Below are 23,458 nucleotides of genomic sequence, written 5' to 3'. Positions count from 1 at the left end.
GTTGGCGCTCCATGCAACAAGAGCGTCATCACTCCTGCCATTGTGAGTCTGAAGATGCCGCGTTCCAGCCTGCTCCGTTCCGCCGCCATCCTGTGCTGTCTGGCCAGCCCCGCAACCGTCCAGGCGGCGCCCGATACCGGTCGCGTCAATCCGCTGACAATCCCCAGCACGCTGCCGTTCCAGGCGCCGCGGTTCGACCAGATCGCCGACGCCGATTACCAGCCCGCGCTCGAACAGGGCATGGCCGAGCAGATCGCCGAAATGCGGAAGATCGCCGACAACCCGGCCGCGCCGACCTTCGCCAACACGATCGAGGCGATGGAGCGCTCCGGCCGGACGCTCGACCGTGCGAGCCAGGCGTTCTTCGGCGTGTCGCAGGCGAACACCAACGATGCGCTCGACAAGGTCCGCAGCATCGAGGCACCAAAGCTCGCCCAGCACAGCGACGCGATCTACCTCGACCCGAAGCTCTTCGCGCGCGTCCAGGCGCTGTACGCGAAGAAGGATTCGCTCGGTCTCGACGCCGAACAGAAGCAGGTGCTGGAAATCTACCACAGTGATTTCCTCCACGCCGGCGCGCAGTTGAACGACGCCGACAAGGCCAAGCTGCGGTTGCTCAACACGCAGATCTCGACCGCGACCACCGACTTCCAGCAGAAGCTGCTCGCCGGCACCAAGGCAGGCGCGCTGGTCGTCGACGACAAGGCCAGGCTCGCCGGCCTCAGCGACGCCGAGATCGCCGCCGCTGCGCAAGGTGCGAAGGAGCGGGGGATGCCGGGCAAATACGTCCTGTCGCTCCAGAACACGACGCAGCAGCCCGCGCTCGCCTCGCTGTCCGATCGTGCAACCCGCGCGGCGCTGTTCGAGAAGAGCTGGAACCGGTCGCAGCGCGGCGACGCCAACGATACGCGCGCCCTGATCCGGACGATCGCGCAGTTGCGCGCGCAGAAGGCGCAGTTGCTCGGCTATCCGAACTATGCCGCCTATTCGCTGTACGACCAGATGGCGAAGACCCCGGCGGCGGCAAAGGGCTTCATGACTCAGCTCGTCCCGGCGACCGCCGCGGAACAGCGCCGCGAGGCCGCCGAATTGCAGAAGACGATCGACGCGACCGGCACATCCTTCCCGCTCGCCCCGTCCGATTGGGATTTCTATTCGGACAAGGTGCGGAAAGCCAAGTACGACCTCGACCAGAACGAGCTGAAGCCGTATTTCGAGATCGGTCGCGTGCTGACCGACGGCGTGTTCTTCGCCGCCAACCAGCTCTACGGCGTCACCTTCAAGGAACGCCGCGATATCCCGACCTACCAGCCGGACATCCGCGTGTTCACCGTCTACGACAAGGACGGCTCCGAACTCGGCCTGATGTATTTCGATTACTGGAAGCGCGACAACAAGGCGGGCGGCGCGTGGATGTCGAACTTCGTCGGCCAGTCGAAGCTGCTCAAGACCAAGCCGGTCGTCTACAACGTCGGCAACTTCACCAAGCCCGCACCGGGCCAGCCCGCGCTGATTACGTTCGACGACGTGACGACGATGTTCCACGAGTTCGGCCATGCGCTGCACGGCCTGTTCGCGAACCAGACCTATCCGCTGGTGTCGGGGACCAACACCGCGCGCGACTGGGTCGAGTTCCCGTCGCAGTTCAACGAGCATTGGGCGCTCGATCCGAAGGTTTTCGCGAACTATGCCAAGGATTACCGCACCGGCGCGGTGATGCCGCAGGCGCTCGTCACCAAGATCAAGAACGCGGCGAAGTTCAACCAGGGCTATGAACTGGGCGAACTGGTCGCCGCCGCGACGCTCGACCAGGATTGGCATTCGCTGTCGGCCTCGGCGGGGCCGCAGGATGTCAATGCGTTCGAGACCAAGGCGCTCAACTCGATGGGCCTCGACACGAAGGACGTGCCGCCGCGCTACCGCACCAGCTATTTCGCGCACATCTGGGCGGGCGGCTATGCGGCGGGATACTATGCGTATCTGTGGACGCAGATGCTCGATAACGATGCGTATGCGTGGTTCATGGCGCATGGCGGCCTGACGCGCGCGAACGGCCAGCGTTTCCGCGACATGATCCTGTCTAAGGGGCATACCGAGGATTACGGCCCGATGTTCAAGGCGTTCTACGGCAAGGACCCGGACATCGGTCCGATGCTCGAAGACCGCGGCCTGACGGCGGGCGGCAAGTGATGCGCAGGTTTGCCATCGCGGCGCTGCTCGTCACGATCCCGTCGACCGCGTTCGCGCAACAAGCGCCGGTGCATCAATATGGCGCGCTCGCGCTCTCGCCGAAGGGCGACCGTACCGCTAGTATCGAAACCGTTGCACCCACGCATTCGGCGATCGTCGTACGGCGCGTGGCGGATGGCGGCATTGCGCAGACGATCGACGTCTGTTCGACGTGCAGCTACGGCGGCCCGACATTCGCCAGCGACGGCCGTATCGCCTTTGTCACCCGCAAGCCTGACGAGCCTCGCGCGCTGGTGATGGTCGCGGATGCAGGCGGCGCGCGGCAGGTTGCGGCGATCGACGGCATCGCCCAGGCGCCGCGCTTCTCGCCCGACGGGAAACGGCTGGCGCTGCTCGCGACGTTCGGCGCGGCCAAGGAAGCCGGCGCGACGCAGGCCGGCGTGCGTCAGGTCGGCGAGATCGGCGAGACCAGTGACGAGCAACGTCTCGCGATCGTCGATCTCGCGGCGGGCACGGTCAAGCCGCTGTCGCCGGCTGACCGCTATATCTACGAATATGACTGGACCCCCGACGGCCGCGGCTTCGTGGTGACGAGCGCGCTCGGCAATGGCGACAACAATTGGTGGGTGGCGACGCTCGACGCGGTCGATGCAACGACTGGCACCGTCCGCACGATCGCCAAGCCGACGACGCAGCTCAACATGCCGCGCGTCTCGCCCGATGGTCGCACGGTCGCCTATATCGGCGGGCTGATGAGCGATTTCGGCGCGATCGGCGGCGATGTCTGGACCGTGCCGATCGCGGGTGGCGTGCCGGTCAACCGGACCGCGGGCGCCAAGGCGACGGTGACCTCGATCGACTGGACGCAGGGCGGGTTGCGCGCAGTCCGCCTCCGCAGCGACGCGGCCGAGATCGCGACGCTCGATCCCCTCGGCAAGACGACCGTGACCTGGAGCCGCCCGGCAAGCTTTGCCGCAGGCGACGGCCGCGTTGCCTATAGCGCCGATGGCCGCACGATGGCGACGGCGGTGCAGGATTTCACGCACGCCCCGGCGATCTATGCGGGCCCGATCGCCGCGCCGCGCCAGATCACGTACGATAATGATGCGCTCGCGTCCGGCGTTACGGCACGCAGCGTGACGTGGCGGAGCGACGGGTTCGACGTGCAGGGCTGGCTGCTCGCGCCGAAGACCGCCGATCCGGCGCGCAAGGCTGCAATGGTAACTATCGTCCATGGCGGCCCGTCATCGGCGAGCACGCCAAGCTATATCGCCGGCGGCTCGGGGCCGGCGGCGCTGCTCGATGCGGGCTATTACGTGTTCATGCCCAATCCGCGCGGTAGTTTCGGACAGGGCGAGGCGTTTACCGCGGCCAACCGCCGCGACTTCGGCGGCGGCGATCTGCGCGATATCCTCGCCGGGATCGACGCGGTCGAGACGATCGCGCCAGTCGACGACGCGCGGCTCGGGTTGACCGGGGGCAGCTATGGCGGGTTCATGTCGATGTGGGCGAACACGCAGACCAACCGCTTCAAGGCGATCGTCGCGGGCGCTGGGCTGTCGAACTGGATCAGCTATTACGGCACCAACGGCATCGACCAGTGGATGATCCCGTTCTTCGGCAAGTCCGCCTATGACGATCCCGAGGCCTATCGCGCGGTCTCGGCAATCAGCTTTATCAAGCGCGCGAAGACGCCGACCTTCATCTATGTCGGCGAACGCGACATCGAGGTGCCGCCGACCCAGTCGATCGAATATTGGCACGCCCTGAAGGAGCTGGGGGTTCCCACCAGCCTCGTCATCTATCCCGATGAGGGGCATGCGATCCGGGCGCCCGCCAATGCGGCCGATGTCCGCAAGCGATCGATCGCGTGGTTCGACCGGTATCTGAAGGCGCAGTAATCTCGCGGGACAATTTGGGGAACCGGGGCGTTGTGATCAGCAAATGAGGAGTTTGCGATGAAGGTCATGACGCTGCGGTCCCCGGTCGGCCTCGATACGCTCCAGCCGGAAGAGCGCGCCGATCCGGGCGATCCCGGCCCCGGCATGATCCGGGTGGCGATCCACGGTAGTTCGCTCAATTTCCACGATCTCGGCGTGGTCACCGGCAAGATGCCGAGCGAGGACGGCCGCGTGCCGCTGTCCGACGGGGCCGGCATCGTCGAGCGCGTCGGTGACGGCGTGACCGAGTTCGCGGTCGGTGATCACGTCGTGTCGTGCTTCTTCCCCGACTGGCAGGCCGGTCCGCCGACGATCGGCGACTTCAGCCGCACGCCGGGCGATGGGATCGACGGGTTCGCGCAAGAGCATGTCGTCCTCCCCGCGACCGCGTTCACGCATGCGCCGCGCGGCTATGACGCGGTCGAGGCGGCGACGATCACCACCGCCGGGCTCACTGCGTGGCGCGCGCTGGTGGTCGACGGCGGGTTGAAGGCGGGCGACACGGTGTTGCTGCTCGGCACCGGCGGCGTGTCGATCTGGGCGTTGCAGATCGCCAAGGCTATGGGCGCGATCGTCGCGATCACCTCGTCGTCGGATGCCAAGCTGGCGCGGGCCAAGGCGCTTGGCGCCGACTTCACGCTCAACTACCGCGAGAACCAGGATTGGGGCCACAAGGTCTCGGAGTGGACCGGTGGCCGCGGGGTCGATCACGTAGTCGAGGTCGGTGGACCCGCGACATTGGCGCAATCGATCGCGGCGGTACGCATCGGCGGCCATATCTCGCTGATCGGCGTGTTGACCGGGCGTGGCGGTGAGGTGCCGACCGCGGCATTGATGGCGAAGCAGGCGCGATTGCAAGGGCTGATCGTCGGCAGTCGCGCCGATCAACAGGCGTTCGTCCGCGCGCTCGACGCGACCGGCATCCGTCCGGTCGTCGACCGTCGCTTCCCGCTGGATCAGCTCGGGGACGCCTTCGCGTTCGAGGCGAGCGGCGAGCATTTCGGCAAGATCGGCGTCGAATGGTGAGGATGTCGGTGTAAGGTCCCGCGATCCATACCGGTGCGGTCGAAACCGCACCGGCAGATGGTCGGGGAGACAGGATTCGAACCTGCGACCCCCTGGTCCCAAACCAGGTGCGCTACCAGCCTGCGCCACTCCCCGACTGCGACGGCCCTTAGCCGCAGCCTTCGCCGGATGGCAAGCGGCTTCGTGTTTCGGGCGGCAAAAGCCGATCCTTTCGCAGCGTGAACATCCGCAGCGGCCAGCGTACGGTCGTACGTGCGATGCGCGCGACGATGCGAGGTTCCGATCGTGGCGGGTCTGTGGCAGAGCCTGCCAATGGGCGGGACATCGACAGCAACAGCGCGGCTGCGCAGGATCGTGATCGGCTTCGTTGCCGTGCTGGCTGGGGCAAGCCCGGCGCTGGCGCAGGACGACGCGGGCTTTCAGGCGTATATGACGACGCTTCGCCAGCAGGCGCTTGCCGACGGAGTGAGCACGCGGACAGCCGATGCGGTGTTCCCGGGGCTGACGCTCAACCAGCGGGTCATCGACCTCGACCGGCAGCAGCCCGGTGCGACCAGCAGCAGCGCGATTCCGGCGTTTGCACCCTACCGTGCACAGCATGTCGACGCAGCGCGGATCGCGCGCGGGCGCCAGACCTATCTGGCGCAGCGTTCGCGGTTGCAGCGGATCGAACAGAGCACCGGCGTACCGGAATCGATCATGGTCGCGATCTGGGGGCACGAGACGAATTACGGCAGCTATACCGGCAACTTCGACCTGCTGCGATCGCTGGCCAGCCTCGCGTATGAGGGTCGGCGGCGGTCGCTGTTCGCGGGCGAGTTCATCGCCGGGCTGAAGATGCTCGATCGCGGGGTGACGCGCGACCAGTTGAAGGGGAGCTGGGCGGGCGCGACCGGCAATCCGCAGTTCCTGCCGTCGATCTATCTGCGCCTGGCGCGCGACGGCGATGGCGACGGGCGCGCGGACATCTGGAACAGCCCGGCGGATACGCTGGCGTCGATCGGCAATTATTTCGTCGATGCGGGTTGGCGTGCGGGCCAGCCCTGGGGTGTCGCGGTCAACGTGCCCGCCGGGTTCGACCGGTCGCAAGTGCGTAACCGGCTCGTCTCGCCGCGCTGCCCGCGCGTGTTCGAGCGACATAGCGGCTGGCGGACGATCGCCGAATGGCGCGCGCTGGGGATCTCGCCCCAGGGTCGCAGCCTGCCCGCCGACAGCGTGATGGCGACGTTGCTCGAGCCGGACGGGCAGGGGGCGACTGCGTATCTGCTGACCAGCAACTACCGCGTGATCCTCGATTACAACTGCTCGAATTTCTACGCGCTCTCGGTCGGGCTGCTTGCCGACGCGGTCGAGCGCTAGGCCGAATTTGCACGCAACGGATACGTGACGCGGTCGCCGGGCGCGGCTATGACCTGCATCACATCCTGCCCACCGACCGCCCTTTTGCTCACGGAATACCCCATGAAGAAGCTGATCGTCGCACCGCTCGTCGCCATCGCGCTGGCGCACCCCTCCATTGCCGCTGCGCCGCAGTTCCAGACCGCCGCGCCGATCGCGTATATGGAGGACCTGTCGTCGGGCGCGGTGCTGTTCGAGCGTGACGCGAACCGCCGCATGCCGCCGGCTTCGCTCGCCAAGATGATGACCGTCTATGTCGCGTTCGACATGGTCAAGAAGGGTGAGTTGAAGCTCGACCAGATGATGACGGTGCGGCCCGAGACCTGGGCGAAATGGCATGGTCCGGCAGCGGGTTCGACGATGTTCCTGTCGTCGGGTGAGAATGTCAGCGTCGCCAATCTTCTCTACGGCATCGTCACGCTGTCGGGCAACGACGCGTGCATTGTGCTCGCCGAGGGTATTTCGGGCTCCGAGCAGGCGTTCACCGAGCGGATGAACCGCAAGGCCGCCGAACTCGGCCTCAAGGACAGTCATTTCGGTACCGCGAACGGGTGGCCCGACAACGGCGTCACCTATGTGACGGCGCATGATCTCGCCAAGCTCGCCGCGGCGACGATCACCAACTATCCCGATCTCTACAAGCAATTCTACTCGAAGCGCGATTTCACCTGGGGCAAGACGATGGGCGGCAGCGCCATCACCCAGGCGAACCGCGACCCGATCCTCGGCCGCGTCGCTGGCGCAGATGGCCTGAAGACCGGTCACACCGAGGAGGCCGGCTACGGCTTCACGGGGTCCGCCGTGCAGAATGGCCGCCGCTTGGTCATGGTCGTCGCCGGCCTGACGAGTTCGGGCCAGCGCGCCGAGGAATCGGTACGCTTCATGGAATGGGGCTTCCGTGCTTGGCAATCGAAGCCGATCGTCGCGAAGGGCAAGAAGGTCGAAACCGCTTCGGTCCAGCTCGGCGATTCGTCGTCGGTCGGGCTGGTAGCGCCCAAGGCCCTGACCGTGACACTGCCCGCGGGCACCTCGCCCAATATGACCGCGAAGGTCGTGTATGACGGCCCGATCAAGGCGCCGATCAAGGCCGGCCAGCATATCGCCGATCTCGTCGTCACCACGTCCGACGGGCTGCAGCAGATCATGCCGCTGGTCGCCGAGAAGGACGTCGCGGAAGCCGGTTTCTTCGGTCGCGCATGGGCAGGACTGACCGGCTTCTTCGGCTGATGACCCCGGCGCCGATGACCTTTCGGGCATGACGTCGATCATCGGCAACACCGCCGCGCAGGCCGCCTTCATGGCGGCGATGCGCGGCGGTTCGTTGCATCACGCATGGCTGATCGCCGGGCCGCAGGGTGTCGGCAAGGCGAGCTTCGCACGCGCCGCAGCCATGCGGATGCTGGCGGATGCGGCCGATCCCGATAGCGGGGCGACCGGGTTGGAGGTTCCCGAGGGGAACCGGACGCGGTCGCTGATGGAGGCCGGGTCGCACCCCGATTTTCGCGTGCTCGCGCGGTTGCCGAAGGACGTCGACAAGCCCGACCAGGATCTCGCGCGGAGCATCACGATCGCGCAGGTGCGGACGCTGCAACCGCTGTTCGCGACCACGCCGTCGATGAGCCCGCGGCGCGTCGTGGTGATCGACGCGATCGACGATCTGGAGCGGGGCGGGGCGAATGCGCTGCTCAAGAACCTCGAGGAACCGCCGGCGGGGACGATCTTCCTGCTCGTCAGCCATGCACCGGGCCGGTTGCTGCCGACGATCCGGTCGCGGTGTCGGTTGTTGCGGTTCGAGGCGCTCAGCGACGACGAGGTCGCGACGGCGATCCGGACGTTGCAACCTGATGCCGACGAGGGCGAGGTCGCCTCGCTGGTTCGCGCGAGCGACGGTGCGCCCGGCCGCGCGCTTCGCTACGCCGGGCTCGACATCGCCGCGATCGACGATGCCATCGCTTCGATCGCGCAGGATGGGGACCGGGATAACGGACGCCGGTTGAAGCTCGCCAAGGCGCTCGGGCTCAAGGCCGCGCAACCGCGCTACGAGGCGTTTCTCGATCGTGCGCCTGCGTTTATCGCAGACGCCGCACGGACCCGCTCGGGGCCAGCGCTGCGATCCGCGCTCGATGCGCATGCCGCGGCACGCGAGCTGGCGGGTGCGGCGATCGGGCTGTCGCTAGATGCGCAGGCCACGGTGTTCGAGATGGCGGGGATCATCGCGACATTACGCCGGTGATCGGCCCGCACAGGCTTCACCTGATCGGGGTGATGCTCTAGGAGCGCGGCATGGCCGATCCTTTCTATATCACCACCGCAATCCACTATCCCAATGGCCGTCCACATATCGGTCACGCCTACGAGATGGTCGCCGCCGACGCGATCGCGCGGTTCCAGCGCCAGGCGGGCCGCGACGTGCTGTTCCAGACCGGGACCGACGAGCATGGCCTCAAGATGGTCCAGGCGGCGCGCGACCGCGACATGCCCGTGCGCGACCTCGCCAATGAAATGTCGTCGTATTTCCATGCGATGGCGGATCGTCTTGGCATCTCCTATGATCGCTTCATGCGCACCGTCGACGAGGATCATTACGCCGCGAGCTCGGCGATCTGGCAGGCGATGGCAGATGCGGGCGATCTGTATCTCGATCGCTACGAGGGCTGGTATTCGGTCCGCGACGAGGCGTTCTACGACGAATCCGAGCTGACCGGGGAGGGCGACGATCGCCGCTCACCGCAGGGTACGCCGGTCGAATGGACCGCCGAGGAGACCTGGTTCTTCCGCCTCTCCAAATATCAGCAGCCGCTGCTCGACCTCTTCGCCGCCAACCCCGATTTCATCCGCCCCGAGAGCCGCCGCAACGAGGTGATGCGCTTCGTCGAGGGTGGGCTGAAGGATCTGTCGGTCTCACGCACCAGCTTCGACTGGGGCGTGCCGGTGCCGGGCAGTCCTGGGCACGTCATGTATGTGTGGGTCGACGCGCTCACCAATTACCTGACCGGGATCGGCTATCCCGACATGAACGGCGACAAGGCGAAATACTGGCCAGCGGATATCCATCTGATCGGCAAGGACATCGTCCGTTTCCACGCGGTCTACTGGCCGGCGTTCCTGCTGTCGGCCGGCATCCCGCTGCCGAAGAGCGTGTTCGGCCACGGCTTTCTGCTGACTCGCGGCGAGAAGATGTCGAAGTCGGTTGGCAACGTCGTCGATCCGATGGCGCTGGCGGATGCGTTCGGCGTCGATGCGCTGCGCTATTTCTTCTTGCGCGAGGTGAGCTTCGGCCAGGACGGCAGCTACTCGCCCGAGGCTATCGTGATGCGCGTGAATGCCGAGCTGGCGAACAGCTTCGGCAACCTTGCGCAGCGGACCTTGTCGTTTATCGCCAAGAACTTGGGGGGCGAGTTTCCCACCGCGGGTACGGTGCAGGATGCCGACGGCATGCTGATCGAGGAGGTCGTCGTCGCCTGCGCCGGGTTCAAATCGGGCTTCACCGATCTCGCTTTGTCGCAGGGGATCGAGGCATGGATGCGCGGCGTGTTCGCGTGCAACCAGTATATCGACGCGCAGGCGCCCTGGGCGTTGCGGAAGACCGATCCCGAGCGGATGAACGCGGTGCTCCGCACGCTGGTCCGCGCGATCCGCATGCTCGCGATCGCGATCCTCCCGGTCGTACCCGAGTCCGCTGGCAAGGTGCTCGACCAGATCGGCGCGACCGAGCGCGACCATGCCGCGATCGACGATGATGGCTGGTACGACCGGATCGCCGCATCGGACTTCCGGATCGCGCCGCCATCGCCCGTGTTTCCCCGTCTCGGAATGCCCGCGGAGGCGTGATGCTCGCCGACAGCCATTGCCACCTGAACTACAAGGGCCTCGTCGAGGACCAGCAGGCGGTGCTCGAACGCGCGCGGGCCCGCGGTGTGACGGCGATGCTCAACATCTCGACGCGCGAGAGCGAGTGGGACGATATCGTCGCCACCGCCGAGCGCGAGCCGGACGTCTGGGCGACGATCGGCATCCATCCGAACGAGGCGGATACCTATCCCGACGTCGATGCGGCCAAGTTGATCGCCCGCGCGGCGCACCCGCGGGTCGTCGGCTTGGGCGAAAGCGGCCTCGACTATTTCCGCGACACCTCCGACCGCGCGCGCCAGCAGGCGAGCTTCCGCGCACACATTGCGGCGTCGCGCGAGACCGGACTGCCGATCGTCGTCCACACCCGCGATGCCGAGGACGATACCGCCGCGATCATGGCCGAGGAGATGGCGAAGGGGGCCTATCCGGGCGTCATCCACTGCTTCACGGCGAGTGGAGCTTTCGCCGACAAGGCGTTGGATATGGGGCTTTATATCTCGATATCCGGGATCGTGACGTTCAAGAACGCGCGTGATCTCCAGGAAACCGCGGCACGGCTGCCGATCGAGCGGCTGCTGATCGAGACCGACGCGCCGTTCCTCGCGCCGGTGCCGCATCGGGGCAAGACTGGAGAGCCCGGCTTCGTCGCCGACACAGCGCAGTTCCTCGCCGACCTGCGCGGGGAGAATGTCGAGGAATTGTCGCGTCGTACGGCCGAGAACTTCCACGCGCTGTTCGCCAAGACGCGAGCGTCGGGAGCCGTCGCAGCATGAAGATCACGATCCTCGGTTCGGGCACATCCTCGGGGGTGCCGAGGATCGGCAACGACTGGGGCGAGTGCGACCCGACCGAGCCGCGCAACCGACGCACGCGTGCGTCCGCGCTGGTCGAGCATGACGGCACCCGGATCCTGATCGACACCAGCCCCGACATGCGCGAGCAGTTGCTGGCGGCCGATATCGACCGGGTCGATGCGATACTCTGGACGCACGACCATGCCGATCATTGCCACGGCATCGACGACGTGCGGCAACTCTTCCACGCGATGGGAACGCCGGTCCGCGGCTATGCGCGGCCGTTCACGCTGGCGGCGCTCGATGCGCGCTTTACCTACGCCTTTCATGGTCGCCCCGGCTATCCGCCGACGATCGCGGCCGAGGTCTTGCCGGACCGATTGAGGATCGGGGGGATCGACATCCGCGTGACCGATCAGCCGCACGGCAGCATCCACGCCGCCGGCCTGCGGTTCGATGCCGACAACACGTCGATTGGATATGCGACCGATTTCAATGTGATGACGGACGATATGGCCAGCCAGTATCAGGATCTGGATATCTGGGTGGTGGATGCACTTCGCCGGCGACCGCATCCGACGCATATGGAATTGTCGGCGGTGCTCGGCTGGGTGGACCGCTTCACGCCGAAGCGGACCGCGCTGATCCATATGGATAACACGATGGATTACGCGACGTTGCGCGATGAACTGCCCAGCGGGATCGAGCCCGGTTATGACGGGCTCGTGCTGACCGCCTGACGGCCGCACGAGCCCGCCCGCCTACTTAGAAGCCCTTCTTCAACGACACGAAGAACTGCCGCGGCGCGCCGGCGAGCAGCGTCTGGTTGTCGCCGCTTGCAGTGAAGCCGTTCGAGCCGACCGTCGCGATGTACTTCTTGTTGGTCAGGTTGGTGACGTTGCCCTCGATCGCGACGCCGTGCAGCGGGCCATCACCCTCGAACCGATAGCCGATGCTGGCGTCAACTAGCACACGGCTCGGTACCGACTGGTCGTTGAGGTAGGTGAAGTAGCGCTTGCTCATGTAATCCGCGCCGACCCGGCCGGTGAAGCCGGACTGTTCGAGCACGATCTCGCCCTTGACCATGTGCTTGGGGGTATCGACGACCGTATCGCCCTTGCGGACCTGGACCGAACCCGAGGCGTCAGTGACCGTGTCCTGATATTCCGCGTTGGTGTAGGAATAGCTGGCGAACAGCGAGAGCGGGCGGAACACGCGGTAGTTGGCCGAGACTTCGGCGCCGTAGGTCCGCACGCTACCCGCGTTGTTGAGCGTCGGCGCGTTGCCGAGGATGCCGACGCCGTTGGCAAAGGCGAGCAGGCGGTTCGAGAAGTCGACATAATAGCCGACTGCCGAGGCCTGGAACGGTCCGCTGTGCAGGCGGACGCCGCCCTCCGCGGTCTTCGAGCGCTCGGGCTTGAGGCGACCGCGGACGGCGTTGAAGCCCGCTTGAGTCGCCGCGAAGGGCCCGGTCGTTGCCGACGAGACGAACGCGCGCATGTTCTCGGTATAGTCCGCAAAGATTTCCGCCGCCGGGGTTAGCTTGAACAGGATACCCGCCTGTGGCTGGAACCAGTCCTTCGCCGAGATGCGACCGACCGCGAGCGGGGAAGTCGTGTCGGGCAGCATCGTCGCGCTGTTGACGACATAGGCACCCTTCCACCCGGCGTTGACGATCAGTCGGTCGCCGGCCAGCTTCAGCGTATCCTCGACGTGATACTGCATCGTATCGGTGCCGTACTTGCCATCCCACTGCGTCGCATAGGGATTCTTCTGGAACTCCAGCACGTCGCGGTTTGGCGTCGCGCTGTCGGTCATCCCGTAGAAGCGCCGTGCCTGCGTGAAGGTGTTGGTCTCGAGCCAGCCACCGACCTCGAAGGTGTTGGCCCCCGTCTCGTAGGCGATGTTGCTGAGCGCACCGCCGCGCTTGATGCTGTACTCGGTCGTGCGGAAGCTCAGCGGGCTGGTCGCGGAGATCGCACTGCCATCCTGGTTGAGCGCGCCGGCTGGAGTCTGCGAATAGGGCGTGATCCACGATCCCTGGCCCTTGTTGTCGTGGTAATAGCCGGTCGTGACCATCGTCAGTTCGGGCGTCAGGTTCGCATTCAGCGTCACGCCGCCGAGATAATCGCGGCGTACGCCACCGGCATCGAAATAGGCGTCGTCGACGGTGTCGAACCCGGTCGGGAAGGTCGTGCCGACCCCCGCCCAGGGTGCGACGAAGCCGACCGACGAGCCGTTGTTCGCCTTGGTGTAGGAGGCCAGCGCCGCCTGGTTCTGGTAGGTCTTGCCGATCTGCAGCGCGAGCGGGTAGTTATCGGCGATGTTGTCGTTGCGCAGGCCACGACGGCGGATGATGTCGTAGCTGAGATCCTGGTAGTCCTGCTCGCGACGATCCGAGAAGTTCACGAACGCCGACAGGCTGCCGAAGCTGCCCAGATCCTTGACGATCTTGCCGTTCGCCTGGTGCTGGCGCTGGACGCCGTCGCCCTTCCACTTGTCGGTGGTGAGGTAGCCATAGCTCAGATAACCTTTCAGGCCGCCGCCGAGGTCGCCGGTGTCGAGGCGGGCATAGCCGCGGTACGTGCTGTCCGAGCCATAGGTGCCGCCGCCGGTGACGTTGAGCGTGTCCCTCGGCTTGTCGCTGAAGAACTGGATCGTGCCGCCGAGGTTGCTGGTCGAGGCGGTGCCGAGTGCACCAGCGCCCTGCGCGACTTCGGTGCGCGCGACGTTCTCGGAGATGATCGCGCGGCTGATATGCAGGCCGTTGACGTTGCCGTAGCTCATGTCGCCGAGCGGTACGCCGTCGAGCGTGAAGCCGAGCTGGTTCTGGTTGAACCCGCGCAGCGATATGCGGACCGCCCATTCATACGCACCGAACGGGTCGGACGCCTGGAAGTTGACGCCGGGCAGCTTCTGGATCGCCTTCAATGGACTCGAACCGGGCGTGAGCCGCGCAAGATCGACCGCGCTGACGCTCTGCACTTGGCGGCTCTGACCGAAACCGAGCACGACGATGTCCGCGGGGGTGCCCTGCGAATCGTCGGCGCCCGCGCTATCGGCCAGCACCGCCTGATCGGCTTGCGCGGCCGGAGCCGGGGCATCGGAGGTGGTCTGGGCGACTGCAGGTGCGGCGATCGCGAGCACGGCAACACTGGCGAGAAGGCCGGATAGACGGTTCATAATGGTCCCCTGCGCTGCCATGACGCAGCGCTCTCAGCGCCCATCGACGCGGCCGGTTACCGGGCAGCGACGTTTCAGTGACGGTTTGATGTCTAGCCGGTAATTCCGGGTCGGCCCCTTTCGACAGGTCGATTTAGCGATCTCCGCGTGTCCGTTTCGCAACACTCAAGGTCATGGGGCGACGCTGCGGGTCTTGCGCTAGGTTAGATCCGGGCTGGCACGGAACCGATCGCGTTGGCGACGCTTTGCGTTGATGACCACCGCATAGGCCCGTCGACGAGCGGTCGCGGAAAAGCCTGCGGACCATCACATGGGAAACAGCGCGCAATGGCTCATACGATCGCGGATATCATGGCACTCACGCTGGCTGACGCCGGTGTGAAGCGGATTTGGGGCGTCACCGGGGATAGCCTCAACGGCTTGAACGAGACGCTGCGGAAGATGGGCCGGATCGACTGGATGATGACCCGGCATGAGGAGGTCGCAGCCTTTGCAGCCGGCGCGGAGGCGGCGCTTACCGGAGAGCTCGCGGTCTGTGCGGGGAGTTGCGGACCAGGCAATCTGCATCTCATCAACGGCCTGTTCGACTGCCACCGGAACCACGTGCCGGTGCTGGCGATCGCCGCGCATATCCCGTCGTCGGAGATCGGCCTCGGCTATTTTCAGGAGACACATCCGCAGGAACTCTTCCGCGAATGCAGCCACTTCGTCGAGCTTGTTACCAACCCCGCGCAGATGCCCGAGGTGATGCACCGGGCGATGCGCGCGGCGATCGGCAAGCGCGGAGTCGCGGTGATCGTCGTCCCCGGCGACGTCGCGCTGCTCGAGGCACCGAAGGGAGCGACCGGGACATTCCCTCGGCTCAATCCACCGCGGATCGTGCCCAATGCGGACGATATCGATACGCTGGTGACGTTGCTGGACGAGGCCAAGACGGTGACGATCCTGGCCGGCGCGGGCTGTGCGGGGCAACATGACGCCGTCGTCGCATTGGCGGACACGCTCGGCGCGCCGGTGGTCCATGCCCTGCGCGGCAAGGAGCATGTCGAGTGGGACAATCCGTTCGACGTCGGCATGACCGGTCTGATCGGCTTCTCCTCGGGGTATCAGGCGATGGAGAATTGCGACCTGCTGTTGATGCTCGGCAGCGATTTTCCATACCGCAATTTCTATCCGAAGGACGCGAAGATCGTTCAGGTCGATCGCGACCCATCCCAACTCGGCAAGCGTGCACCGCTCGAACTCGGGATCGTCGGTGATGTCGGCGAGACGCTCGCTGCGCTATTGCCGCGCCTGGAGCGGCGCACCGATCGCACGTTTATCGAGGCGGCGCGCAAACACTATGCGAGCGCACGCAAGGGGCTCGACGACCTTGCGACGCCGTCCAAGCCGGGGCAGCCGATCCATCCGCAATATCTCGCCAAGGTGCTGAGCGATCTGGCGGCGGATGATGCGATCATCTCCGCCGATGTCGGCACGCCGACCGCCTGGGCGTGTCGCTACATAACCGTCAACGGCAAGCGTCGGCTGCTATTCTCCGCCAATCACGGATCGATGGCGAACGCGCTGGCGCAGGCGATCGGCGCGCAGGCGGCCTGTCCGGGCCGTCAGGTGATCTCGCTGTCGGGCGATGGCGGGTTCGCGATGTCGATGGGCGACCTGCTGACGCTGAAGCAGCTCAATTTGCCGGTGAAGATCGTGATCGTCGACAATGGCGAACTCGGTTTCGTCGCGCTCGAGCAGAAGGCCGGCGGTTTCCTCGACGTGAATGTGAAGCTGGAGAACCCGGATTTCGCGATGATCGCGCAGGCGTCGGGTATCCTGGGTATCAACGTCACCGAGTCGGCGGATCTCGAAAGCGCGTTGCGCGAGGCCTTGGCGCATGACGGTTCGGCGCTCGTGTCGGTAAAGACGGCGTCCTACGAACTGCTGATGCCGCCATCGATCAAGGCGGAGCAAGCGAAGGGCTTCAGCCTGTATATGGCCAAGGCGATCCTCAACGGGCGCGGTGACGAAGTCGTCGAACTGGCGAAGACCAACTTGCGGCTGGCTTTGCCCGGCCTGTAGGCACGATCCGGAACGATGCAGGGAAGATCAGCGATCTTCCCCGCGTACGATCACTCTTCGTTGCCGAGCGTCTTCTTGGCGGCATCGAGTGCGGCCTTGCCGCTCTTGCGGACCGTCTTGACCGCGGTGTCGGCAGCCTTCTCGACGGTGCTGCCAGCCTTGCGGCCCAGACCGATCGACTTCGCCATCGCGCGACGCGCTTCCGAATAGTTCGCAGCGACCATCGGATAGTCGGGCTTGAGGTTGAAGCGCTCGCGATACTGCTCCGGCGTCAGACCATTGGTGGTCAGATGGCGGCGCAGCGTCTTGTACTTCTTGCCGTCCAGCATCGAGATGATGTGGTCGGGCGACGCGAGCGACTTGCGGGCGCTGACGGCCGGCTCGTACGTCTGTGCGGGAGCGGACTCATCTTCCGAGTCGGCGCCGGTGGTGAGCTTGATGACGGCGGCATGCATCGACACCAGGAACGCCGGAACGTCGTCCGCCGACGTACGGGTGTTGGGATTGGCAAGCCACGCTGCGGTCAGTTCCGCGGCTAGTTCCACGGCGTTCATTGTATCGGTCACACTCAGTCCTCGTTTCTACGGCCCCCCGGCGCGGGCGTGACTACAACGCGCTCAACAGAATGAAAAGCCACGACGTTATTAAATATTCGTCACTATTCGGGACAGGATGTGGTGGCAAAATTCTTTCGATCAGTGGCGATCAAGCGCTCGATACACCGTCGACCTCGATCAAATCCGGCGCGATCGCTACGCCGATTATCCGGACCCGTTTCTGGACATGGTCGACCGGCATTCGCGCCAGTTGCAGCTGGTAACGGCCGCCCGAATCCCGCTGCAATACAAAACCACCCCCCTCGCGGATCAGTGTTCCGGTTTCGTCTACTATAGGGCCTGTACGTATCATGGACCGACAACGCCTGAACCGTCATCCGGATCATCCGCGGATGCGTAAATCGAGATCGAGTGCTGAAACCTTGGCCGTGATCGACGCGACAAGATCGGGTAGGCGCGGGCAATGACGGTACCGATTCTCTACAGTTTTCGACGGTGCCCCTATGCGATGCGCGCACGCCTGTCCTTGCTCAGGGGCGACGCCGTGGTCGAGCTTCGCGAAGTCGCGTTGCGCGCCAAGCCGGCGGCGATGGTAGATGTATCGCCAAAGGCTACCGTGCCGGTGCTCGTGCTTCCCGACGGTCGCGTGATCGACGAAAGCCTGGACATCATGCGGTGGGCGCAATCGCAACACGGTCATGACAGTGATTGGATGGCACCGGACGACGAGGCACTGGTTGCCGTTAACGACGGGGCATTCAAACACCATCTGGACCGCTACAAATACGCAGATCGCTTTGCCGAGGATCCGATCGACCATCGGGCCGCAGCGACCGATTTTCTTCGGGGCCTGGACGCCCGACTAGCTGGACCCGTTGCGCTCGGAGGAGATCGGTTGTCGATCGCCGACCTTGCGATCTTGCCGTTCGTCCGCCAGTTCGCGGAAACCGACCGGCGCTATTTCGACGCGCTGCCCCTGGTCGACCTGCAGCGTTGGCTGGCAGACTTCCTCGCTTCCGCGCTGTTCGAGCGTGCCATGGCAAAGTTCGCGCCATGGCAGCCGGAGGACCCACCGGTCATGTTTCCCGCGCAATCGTCTCGGTAGCGCTGACTTGGCGGAAGAGGTGGGATTCGAACCCACGGAGGGCTTGCACCCTCGCTGGTTTTCAAGACCAGTTCCTTAAACCACTCGGACACTCTTCCAAGTCAGTCGGTCAGCGCATCTAGGCGGTGCACGCCGCGTTCGCAACACTTCCGGTACCGTATGCGGCGGGCGTGCCAGTCGCTCTCCCTGTTGCGCGTCGGCGCCACGGTCCGCATGGAGATCGGATGGACCTCGACGCAATCTCTCGCCATTTTTTCGGCACGACCGACATCGACACGCTGGAGCCAGCGTCGCTGGAAGCGGGGCGAGATCGCCTGTCGCTCGCGTTGGGCACGGAGCGGGAATCCGGTCGGCGGTTTGCGCTATGGGCCGTCCTTCGGGCAACCGGCGAGGCGCCCGAGCCTTACCTCGCGTTCAAAGACCCACGCGAGCAACGCGCAGCCGAGGTCTATGCAACCATGTTGAGGCTGTCCGACCCGTCAGGGGACTAGGCGTCAGGCAGCACGCGGGTCTGAAGAGCATGTCGGCGGACGGCTAAGGGATAAACTTGCGGCGGGGCGCGTTGAGCCAGCGATATCCCCGTGAAATCCCAAGCGAAAGACCAGCCATGCACATCGACCTGACGGGTCAGGCCGCGATCGTCACCGGCGCGAGTTCCGGGCTCGGCCGCGCCTCCGCCATCGCCTTTGCCAAGGCCGGCGCGAAGGTCGCGGTCAACTACAACAGCAGCGCGGACAAGGCTCGCGAGGTGGTCGAGGCGATCGAGCAGGCGGGCGGCGAGGCGTTCGCGTGCGAAGCGGATACGTCGGACGACGCGGCGGTGTTGAAACTGTTCGACGAGACGGTCGAGCGCTTCGGCGGCGTCGACATCGTCTTCGCCAACGCCGGCATGCAGAAGGATGCGGCCTATGCCGACCTGACGCTCGAAGACTGGAAGCGCGTCATCGACGTCAACCTGACCGGCCAGTTCCTCGTCTCGCGCGAAGCCGTGCGCCGCTTTCGCAAGCAGGGCGACCGCGGCGTCAGCCGGTCGATCGGGAAAATCCTGTTCATGAGTTCGGTGCACGAGGTCATCCCCTGGGCGGGCCACGCCAACTACGCCGCGTCGAAGGGCGGCAGTGGGATGCTGATGCGGACGCTCGCGCAGGAGATCGCCGGCGACCGCATCCGCGTGAACGGCATCGCCCCCGGCGCGATCGCGACCGAGATCAACGCGGACGCGACCGCCGACCAGGACAAGCTGCTCGAACTGATCCCCTATGGCCGGATCGGCGACCCCGAGGACGTCGCGCGCGCCGCGCTGTTCCTCGTGTCCGATGCCGCGGACTATATCGTCGGCTCGACGCTCACCATCGACGGCGGCATGAGCCTGTATCCCGGCTTCCGCGATAATGGGTGAGCGTGGGGATAAGCCCGCCATATCGATCGCGGACCACGGTGCGATCGGCAATCTGGAGACGATCGCGCTCGTCGATACGGCGGGAACGATCGACTATCTCTGCTGGCCGTGCCTCGACAGCGCCTCGGTCTTTGCGCGGCTGCTCGACGGCGAGAAGGGCGGGCATTTCTCGGTCGAGCCCGACCTGCCCGATGCGAACATCGTCCAGATGTACCTGCCCGAGACCAACATCCTGCTGACCCGCTGGATGGCGAATGCGGCCAGCGTCGATCTGGTCGACCTTATGCCGGTCGGCAACGATGCCGATGACGCGCCGTCGCGGCTGGTCCGTCGGCTGACCTGCACGCGTGGGGCGGCGACGGTCCGCGTCCGCTGTGCGCCGCGGTTCGATTATGGCGTAATGGGACGCAAGGCTTCCGTCACGACTACTGAGGCGGACGTATCGCGAGGGCGGTTCGATCACGAAAGCGGCCTCGCGCTCGCGGTTCACGGCGCAGCGACTATCATAGCGGATGGTTGCGACCTGACCGCCGAGATCCACCTGAACGAAGGCGACACCGTCTCGCTGATCATCAGCAACCCCGACGACGTATCGCTCGACACCGCGGCGCTGGATGCGATCGTCGAGAAGGACATGGCCTATTGGCGGACCTGGAGCCGCAAGTCGCGCTACCGCGGCCGCTGGCGCGAGACGGTCGAGCGCTCGGCGATGGCGCTGAAACTGCTGACCTCGCGCAAGCACGGCTCGATCGCCGCCGCCGCGACGTTCGGCCTGCCCGAAGCGCCCGGCGGCGTGCGCAACTGGGATTACCGCGCGACGTGGATCCGCGATTCGTCGTTCACCGTCTACGCACTTCTCCGTCTCGGCTATCAAGGCGAGGCGGTCGGCTTCCTCCACTGGGCGATGGACCGCGCGCAAGCGTGTTCGAAGGGTCATCTCGGCGTGATGTACGCGCTCGACGGCGGCGAGATCGCCGACGAACGCAAATTGGACCTCGCCGGGTTCGAGGGCGCGACCCCAATCGTCGTCGGCAACGAGGCGAAGGACCAGACGCAGCACGATATCTACGGTGCGCTGCTCGACGCGACCTATCTCGGCAGCAAATACGGCGAGCCGATCGCGCATGACTCGTGGGTCGCGATCTCGCGGATCGTCGACCAGGTCTGCGAGACATGGGACACGCCGGACTCGGGGATCTGGGAGGTCCGCGGGCCGAAGAAGCATTATCTCCACTCGCGCCTGATGAGCTGGGTCGCGGTCGATCGCGCGGTGCGGCTAGCGCAGAAGCGTTCGCTCCCCGCGCCGCTGGTCCGCTGGTCCGAGACGCGGACGGCGATCCACGACGATATCTGGGCGAACTTCTGGAACGAGGATCTCGGCCGCTTCGTCCGCGCGATCGGCGATGCGCCCGAGGATCTGGCGGTCGACGGCGCGTTGCTGATGATGCCGCTGGTCCGCTTCGTCGGCGCGACCGATCCCAAGTGGCTCGCGACGCTGGAGGCGATCGGGAACGACCTGTCCGACGACGGGCAGGTCTATCGCTACCGGATCGACGACGGTTTGCCGGGGCAGGAGGGGACGTTCGTCGCCTGCTCGTTCTGGTACGTCGAATGTCTCGCGCGGGCGGGGCGGCTCGACGAGGCACGGCTGAACTTCGAGAAGCTGCTCGCGCACGGCAACCATCTCGGCCTGTTCGCCGAGGAGATCGCGCAGGACGGCAGCTTCCTCGGCAATTTCCCGCAAGGCTTCAGCCACTTGGCGCTCATCAGCGCCGCCTTCTACCTTGACCGCGCACTCGACAGCGATGGTCCGCGCGAATGGGCATGACCTTTTTCACTGACGTAAGGACGACAACATGAACCTCGATATCGCAGGCAAGATCGCGCTGGTGACCGGCGCGGATAGCGGCATGGGCAAGGAGACCGCCCGGATGCTGCTGCAGGAAGGTGTCCGCGTCGCGATCACCGACCAACCCGGCGGCGATCTTGACTCCAGCGTGGAGGAGCTGAAGGCACACGGCGAGGTGATCGCGGTCGAGGCCGACCTGACCAAGCTCGATGACGTAGAGGCGCTGTTCGCCAAGGTCCGCGACCAGCTTGGCGAGCCCGACATACTGGTCAACTGCGCAGGCGTGACCGGCTCCACCGGCGACTTTCTCGACGTCGACGATGCCGGTTGGCAGTCGACGCTCGACATCAACCTGATGGGCGCGGTGCGCGTCTGCCGCGAGGCGATCCCGGCGATGCGCGCCGCGAAATGGGGCCGCATCGTGTTGATGAGCTCGGAGGACGCGGTGCAGCCCTATGTCGACGAACTCGCCTATTGCGCGTCGAAGGCGGGGATTTCGAGCCTGTCGAAGGGGCTGTCCAAGGCTTACGGGTGCGACAACGTGCTGGTGAACACTGTGTCGCCCGCGTTCATCGCCACGCCGATGACCGACACGATGATGCAGAAGCGCGCCGACGAAAAGGGCACGAGCTTCGACGAGGCGATCGAGACGTTCCTTGAGGAAGAGCGCCCCGGCATGACGCTCAAGCGCCGCGGGACGTCTGAAGAGGTCGCATCGGCGATCGTGTTCCTGTGCTCGGAGCGGGCGAGCTTCATCAACGGCGCGGATATTCGCGTGGATTCGGGCTCGGTGATGACCGTCGCGGGTTGAGCCGCCACCATCCGTCATGCCGGGCTTGTTCCGGCATCCACCGTTCCGCACACTCGCCGATGGTCGGTTCGCGGAACGGTGGACCCCGGAACAAGTCCGGGGTGACAGAGAAGCCTACCCCTCAAACAAATCCTTAAACTGCCTCGGCTGCGACCGGAGATACTGGTTCGGCGCCTTCACCTTCCCCCCAAGATGCGCTGCCGCATGCCAAGGCCAGCGCGGATCGTACAAAATCGTCCGAGCCAGCGCGATCATGTCCGCATCGCCCGTCCCTACGATCGCCTCGGCCTGCTCGAAATCGGTGATCAGCCCCACCGCGACGACCGGGATCGACACCGCCTGCTTCACCGCGCGGGCCAGCGGCACCTGATAGCTCGGCCCGACCGGGATCTGCTGGGCCGGCGTCGTGCCCCCACTCGAGACGTGGATCGCGCTACACCCGCGCGCCTCGAGCGCTTTCGCGAACGCCACGGTCTGGTCCGAATCCCATCCGCCCTCGGCCCAATCGGTCCCCGACACCCGCATCGTCACCGCACGCTCGGCTGGGAACGCAGCCCGAACCGCATCGAACACCTCGAGCGGGAAGCGCATCCGGTTTTCGAGACTGCCGCCATACTCGTCCTCGCGCCGGTTCGACAGCGGCGACAGGAACTCGTGCAACAGATAGCCATGCGCCGCATGCAACTGCACCGCGTCGATCCCGAGCCGAGCAGCCCGCACCGTCGCTGCCACGAACGCATCGCGCACCCGCGCCAGTCCTTCGGCATCGAGCGCGACCGGTGCGTTCTCCTCGGGCAGGAACGGGACCGTCGAAGGCCCCTCGGTCTGCCAGCCGTTCGGCTCACCCGGCGCGATTTGGAGCCCGCCCTTCCAAGGCACTTCGCACGACGCCTTGCGCCCGGCATGCGACAACTGGATCGCGATCGGCATGTCGGACCAGCGTCGCACGCTCTCGATGACCCCCGCCGTCGCCGCCTCGGTCGCATCGTCGTACAGCCCGACGTCACCATGCGTGATCCGTCCTTCGGGCAGCACCGCGCTCGCCTCGATCGTCAGCAATGCAGCCCCCGACAGCGCGAGCTGGCCGAGATGGATCTGGTGCCAGTCGTTCATGCAGCCGTTTTCCGCCGAATACTGGCACATCGGCGCAATCACGATCCGGTTGGCGAGCGTCAGATTGCCGACAGTGAGCGGCTCGAACAGTTTCGGGCCGCTCATGCGGGGATCGATCGAATGGGAAAAGGCATAGGGATGTCCCTTGAAATCTGAGAACGTGCGGCGAAAACT

At 65.5% G+C, this 23,458-nt stretch carries 19 protein-coding genes and 2 tRNA genes; 15 read left to right on the top strand and 6 right to left on the bottom strand.

Features of this window, described 5'->3' with window-relative positions:
- The first annotated feature begins 54 nt into the window (after positions 1-54).
- Genes SPHN_RS01815 through SPHN_RS01805 form a run of 3 tightly spaced genes read left to right on the top strand, consistent with a single transcriptional unit; the run spans position 55 to position 5,156 of the window.
- The gene (locus tag SPHN_RS01815) at positions 55-2,190 is read left to right on the top strand and encodes a M3 family metallopeptidase (protein ID WP_248520764.1); all 2,136 of its coding nucleotides are present in this window, start codon (positions 55-57) and stop codon (positions 2,188-2,190) included.
- Positions 2,190-4,091, top strand: coding sequence for a S9 family peptidase (locus SPHN_RS01810; protein ID WP_248520763.1), 1,902 nt, complete (start codon positions 2,190-2,192; stop codon positions 4,089-4,091). The genes SPHN_RS01815 and SPHN_RS01810 overlap by 1 nt, the downstream gene beginning before the upstream one ends.
- A gap of 57 nt (positions 4,092-4,148) precedes the next feature.
- On the top strand, positions 4,149-5,156 hold the full coding sequence (locus SPHN_RS01805) for a zinc-dependent alcohol dehydrogenase family protein (RefSeq protein WP_248520762.1): 1,008 nt from the start codon (positions 4,149-4,151) through the stop codon (positions 5,154-5,156).
- 58 nt (positions 5,157-5,214) lie between these two features.
- Here SPHN_RS01805 and SPHN_RS01800 read toward each other — a convergent pair.
- Positions 5,215-5,291: transfer RNA gene (locus tag SPHN_RS01800), tRNA-Pro, on the bottom strand.
- 177 nt (positions 5,292-5,468) lie between these two features.
- On the opposite strand from SPHN_RS01800, the gene SPHN_RS01795 reads away from it, so the two are divergent.
- The 6 genes from SPHN_RS01795 (at position 5,469) to SPHN_RS01770 (ending at position 11,940) form a co-directional block, all read left to right on the top strand.
- Positions 5,469-6,515: a lytic murein transglycosylase gene (locus SPHN_RS01795; protein ID WP_248521454.1), complete on the top strand. Its 1,047-nt coding sequence runs from the start codon at positions 5,469-5,471 to the stop codon at positions 6,513-6,515.
- Between the two features lie 102 nt (positions 6,516-6,617).
- On the top strand, positions 6,618-7,781 hold the full coding sequence (locus SPHN_RS01790; RefSeq protein WP_248520761.1) for a D-alanyl-D-alanine carboxypeptidase family protein: 1,164 nt from the start codon (positions 6,618-6,620) through the stop codon (positions 7,779-7,781).
- Between the two features lie 28 nt (positions 7,782-7,809).
- The gene (locus tag SPHN_RS01785; protein ID WP_248520760.1) at positions 7,810-8,787 is read left to right on the top strand and encodes an AAA family ATPase; all 978 of its coding nucleotides are present in this window, start codon (positions 7,810-7,812) and stop codon (positions 8,785-8,787) included.
- Positions 8,788-8,837: 50 nt separating this feature from the next.
- A complete protein-coding gene (gene metG / locus SPHN_RS01780) occupies positions 8,838-10,385 on the top strand; it encodes a methionine--tRNA ligase (protein WP_248520759.1) in 1,548 nt (515 codons plus the stop codon).
- On the top strand, positions 10,385-11,179 hold the full coding sequence (locus SPHN_RS01775) for a TatD family hydrolase (protein WP_248520758.1): 795 nt from the start codon (positions 10,385-10,387) through the stop codon (positions 11,177-11,179). The genes metG and SPHN_RS01775 overlap by 1 nt, the downstream gene beginning before the upstream one ends.
- Complete coding sequence (locus SPHN_RS01770; RefSeq protein ID WP_248520757.1) at positions 11,176-11,940, top strand: MBL fold metallo-hydrolase; 765 nt, start codon at positions 11,176-11,178, stop codon at positions 11,938-11,940. The genes SPHN_RS01775 and SPHN_RS01770 overlap by 4 nt, the downstream gene beginning before the upstream one ends.
- Before the next feature lie 25 nt (positions 11,941-11,965).
- Here the strand turns inward: SPHN_RS01770 and SPHN_RS01765 are convergent, their stop codons facing one another.
- Positions 11,966-14,383, bottom strand: a complete 2,418-nt coding sequence (locus SPHN_RS01765) for a TonB-dependent receptor (RefSeq protein ID WP_248520756.1) — start codon at positions 14,381-14,383, stop codon at positions 11,966-11,968.
- A gap of 327 nt (positions 14,384-14,710) precedes the next feature.
- Between SPHN_RS01765 and poxB the strand changes: the two genes are divergently transcribed.
- The gene (gene poxB, locus SPHN_RS01760) at positions 14,711-16,450 is read left to right on the top strand and encodes a ubiquinone-dependent pyruvate dehydrogenase (RefSeq protein ID WP_248520755.1); all 1,740 of its coding nucleotides are present in this window, start codon (positions 14,711-14,713) and stop codon (positions 16,448-16,450) included.
- Between the two features lie 50 nt (positions 16,451-16,500).
- Here poxB and SPHN_RS01755 read toward each other — a convergent pair whose 3' ends face one another.
- Entirely contained in the window at positions 16,501-17,004 is a 504-nt protein-coding gene (locus tag SPHN_RS01755; RefSeq protein WP_248521453.1) for a MucR family transcriptional regulator, read from the bottom strand.
- 151 nt (positions 17,005-17,155) lie between these two features.
- Positions 17,156-17,359, bottom strand: coding sequence for a DUF5818 domain-containing protein (locus tag SPHN_RS01750; protein ID WP_248520754.1), 204 nt, complete (start codon positions 17,357-17,359; stop codon positions 17,156-17,158).
- 111 nt (positions 17,360-17,470) lie between these two features.
- Between SPHN_RS01750 and SPHN_RS01745 the strand changes: the two genes are divergently transcribed.
- Positions 17,471-18,112: a glutathione S-transferase gene (locus tag SPHN_RS01745; RefSeq protein WP_248520753.1), complete on the top strand. Its 642-nt coding sequence runs from the start codon at positions 17,471-17,473 to the stop codon at positions 18,110-18,112.
- 8 nt (positions 18,113-18,120) lie between these two features.
- Here the strand turns inward: SPHN_RS01745 and SPHN_RS01740 are convergent.
- Positions 18,121-18,210: transfer RNA gene (locus SPHN_RS01740), tRNA-Ser, on the bottom strand.
- A 126-nt stretch (positions 18,211-18,336) separates the two neighbouring features.
- Between SPHN_RS01740 and SPHN_RS01735 the strand changes: the two genes are divergently transcribed.
- From SPHN_RS01735 to SPHN_RS01720, 4 genes are all read left to right on the top strand, one after another.
- On the top strand, positions 18,337-18,603 hold the full coding sequence (locus SPHN_RS01735; protein WP_248520752.1) for a hypothetical protein: 267 nt from the start codon (positions 18,337-18,339) through the stop codon (positions 18,601-18,603).
- A gap of 116 nt (positions 18,604-18,719) precedes the next feature.
- The gene (locus tag SPHN_RS01730) at positions 18,720-19,511 is read left to right on the top strand and encodes a glucose 1-dehydrogenase (protein ID WP_248520751.1); all 792 of its coding nucleotides are present in this window, start codon (positions 18,720-18,722) and stop codon (positions 19,509-19,511) included.
- Positions 19,504-21,339 carry a glycoside hydrolase family 15 protein gene (locus tag SPHN_RS01725; protein ID WP_248520750.1) on the top strand — a complete coding sequence of 612 codons (1,836 nt, stop codon included), beginning with the start codon at positions 19,504-19,506 and terminating at the stop codon, positions 21,337-21,339. Before SPHN_RS01730 ends, SPHN_RS01725 begins: the two co-directional genes overlap by 8 nt.
- 28 nt (positions 21,340-21,367) lie before the next feature.
- Positions 21,368-22,171, top strand: coding sequence for an SDR family NAD(P)-dependent oxidoreductase (locus tag SPHN_RS01720; protein WP_248520749.1), 804 nt, complete (start codon positions 21,368-21,370; stop codon positions 22,169-22,171).
- A 114-nt stretch (positions 22,172-22,285) separates the two neighbouring features.
- Here the strand turns inward: SPHN_RS01720 and SPHN_RS01715 are convergent, their stop codons facing one another.
- Positions 22,286-23,389: an NADH:flavin oxidoreductase/NADH oxidase gene (locus tag SPHN_RS01715; protein WP_248520748.1), complete on the bottom strand. Its 1,104-nt coding sequence runs from the start codon at positions 23,387-23,389 to the stop codon at positions 22,286-22,288.
- Between the last annotated feature and the right edge of the window lie 69 nt (positions 23,390-23,458).

This window comes from Sphingomonas faeni, from assembly GCF_023195535.1.
GTDB classification, from domain to species: domain Bacteria; phylum Pseudomonadota; class Alphaproteobacteria; order Sphingomonadales; family Sphingomonadaceae; genus Sphingomonas; species Sphingomonas faeni_B.
This window is presented reverse-complemented; position numbering and strand designations above follow the sequence as displayed.

Coding starts and splice junctions, on each gene's coding strand:
- SPHN_RS01730 (WP_248520751.1), top strand. CDS start 18,720: ATGCACATCGACCTGACGGGTCAGGCCGCGATCGTCACCGGCGCGAGT.
- SPHN_RS01720 (WP_248520749.1), top strand. CDS start 21,368: ATGAACCTCGATATCGCAGGCAAGATCGCGCTGGTGACCGGCGCGGAT.
- SPHN_RS01795 (WP_248521454.1), top strand. CDS start 5,469: ATGGGCGGGACATCGACAGCAACAGCGCGGCTGCGCAGGATCGTGATC.
- SPHN_RS01815 (WP_248520764.1), top strand. CDS start 55: ATGCCGCGTTCCAGCCTGCTCCGTTCCGCCGCCATCCTGTGCTGTCTG.
- SPHN_RS01755 (WP_248521453.1), bottom strand. CDS start 17,004: ATGAACGCCGTGGAACTAGCCGCGGAACTGACCGCAGCGTGGCTTGCC.
- SPHN_RS01745 (WP_248520753.1), top strand. CDS start 17,471: ATGACGGTACCGATTCTCTACAGTTTTCGACGGTGCCCCTATGCGATG.
- metG (WP_248520759.1), top strand. CDS start 8,838: ATGGCCGATCCTTTCTATATCACCACCGCAATCCACTATCCCAATGGC.
- SPHN_RS01790 (WP_248520761.1), top strand. CDS start 6,618: ATGAAGAAGCTGATCGTCGCACCGCTCGTCGCCATCGCGCTGGCGCAC.
- poxB (WP_248520755.1), top strand. CDS start 14,711: ATGGCTCATACGATCGCGGATATCATGGCACTCACGCTGGCTGACGCC.
- SPHN_RS01750 (WP_248520754.1), bottom strand. CDS start 17,359: ATGATACGTACAGGCCCTATAGTAGACGAAACCGGAACACTGATCCGC.
- SPHN_RS01715 (WP_248520748.1), bottom strand. CDS start 23,389: ATGAGCGGCCCGAAACTGTTCGAGCCGCTCACTGTCGGCAATCTGACG.
- SPHN_RS01775 (WP_248520758.1), top strand. CDS start 10,385: ATGCTCGCCGACAGCCATTGCCACCTGAACTACAAGGGCCTCGTCGAG.
- SPHN_RS01805 (WP_248520762.1), top strand. CDS start 4,149: ATGAAGGTCATGACGCTGCGGTCCCCGGTCGGCCTCGATACGCTCCAG.
- SPHN_RS01785 (WP_248520760.1), top strand. CDS start 7,810: ATGACGTCGATCATCGGCAACACCGCCGCGCAGGCCGCCTTCATGGCG.
- SPHN_RS01725 (WP_248520750.1), top strand. CDS start 19,504: ATGGGTGAGCGTGGGGATAAGCCCGCCATATCGATCGCGGACCACGGT.
- SPHN_RS01810 (WP_248520763.1), top strand. CDS start 2,190: ATGCGCAGGTTTGCCATCGCGGCGCTGCTCGTCACGATCCCGTCGACC.
- SPHN_RS01735 (WP_248520752.1), top strand. CDS start 18,337: ATGGACCTCGACGCAATCTCTCGCCATTTTTTCGGCACGACCGACATC.
- SPHN_RS01765 (WP_248520756.1), bottom strand. CDS start 14,383: ATGAACCGTCTATCCGGCCTTCTCGCCAGTGTTGCCGTGCTCGCGATC.
- SPHN_RS01770 (WP_248520757.1), top strand. CDS start 11,176: ATGAAGATCACGATCCTCGGTTCGGGCACATCCTCGGGGGTGCCGAGG.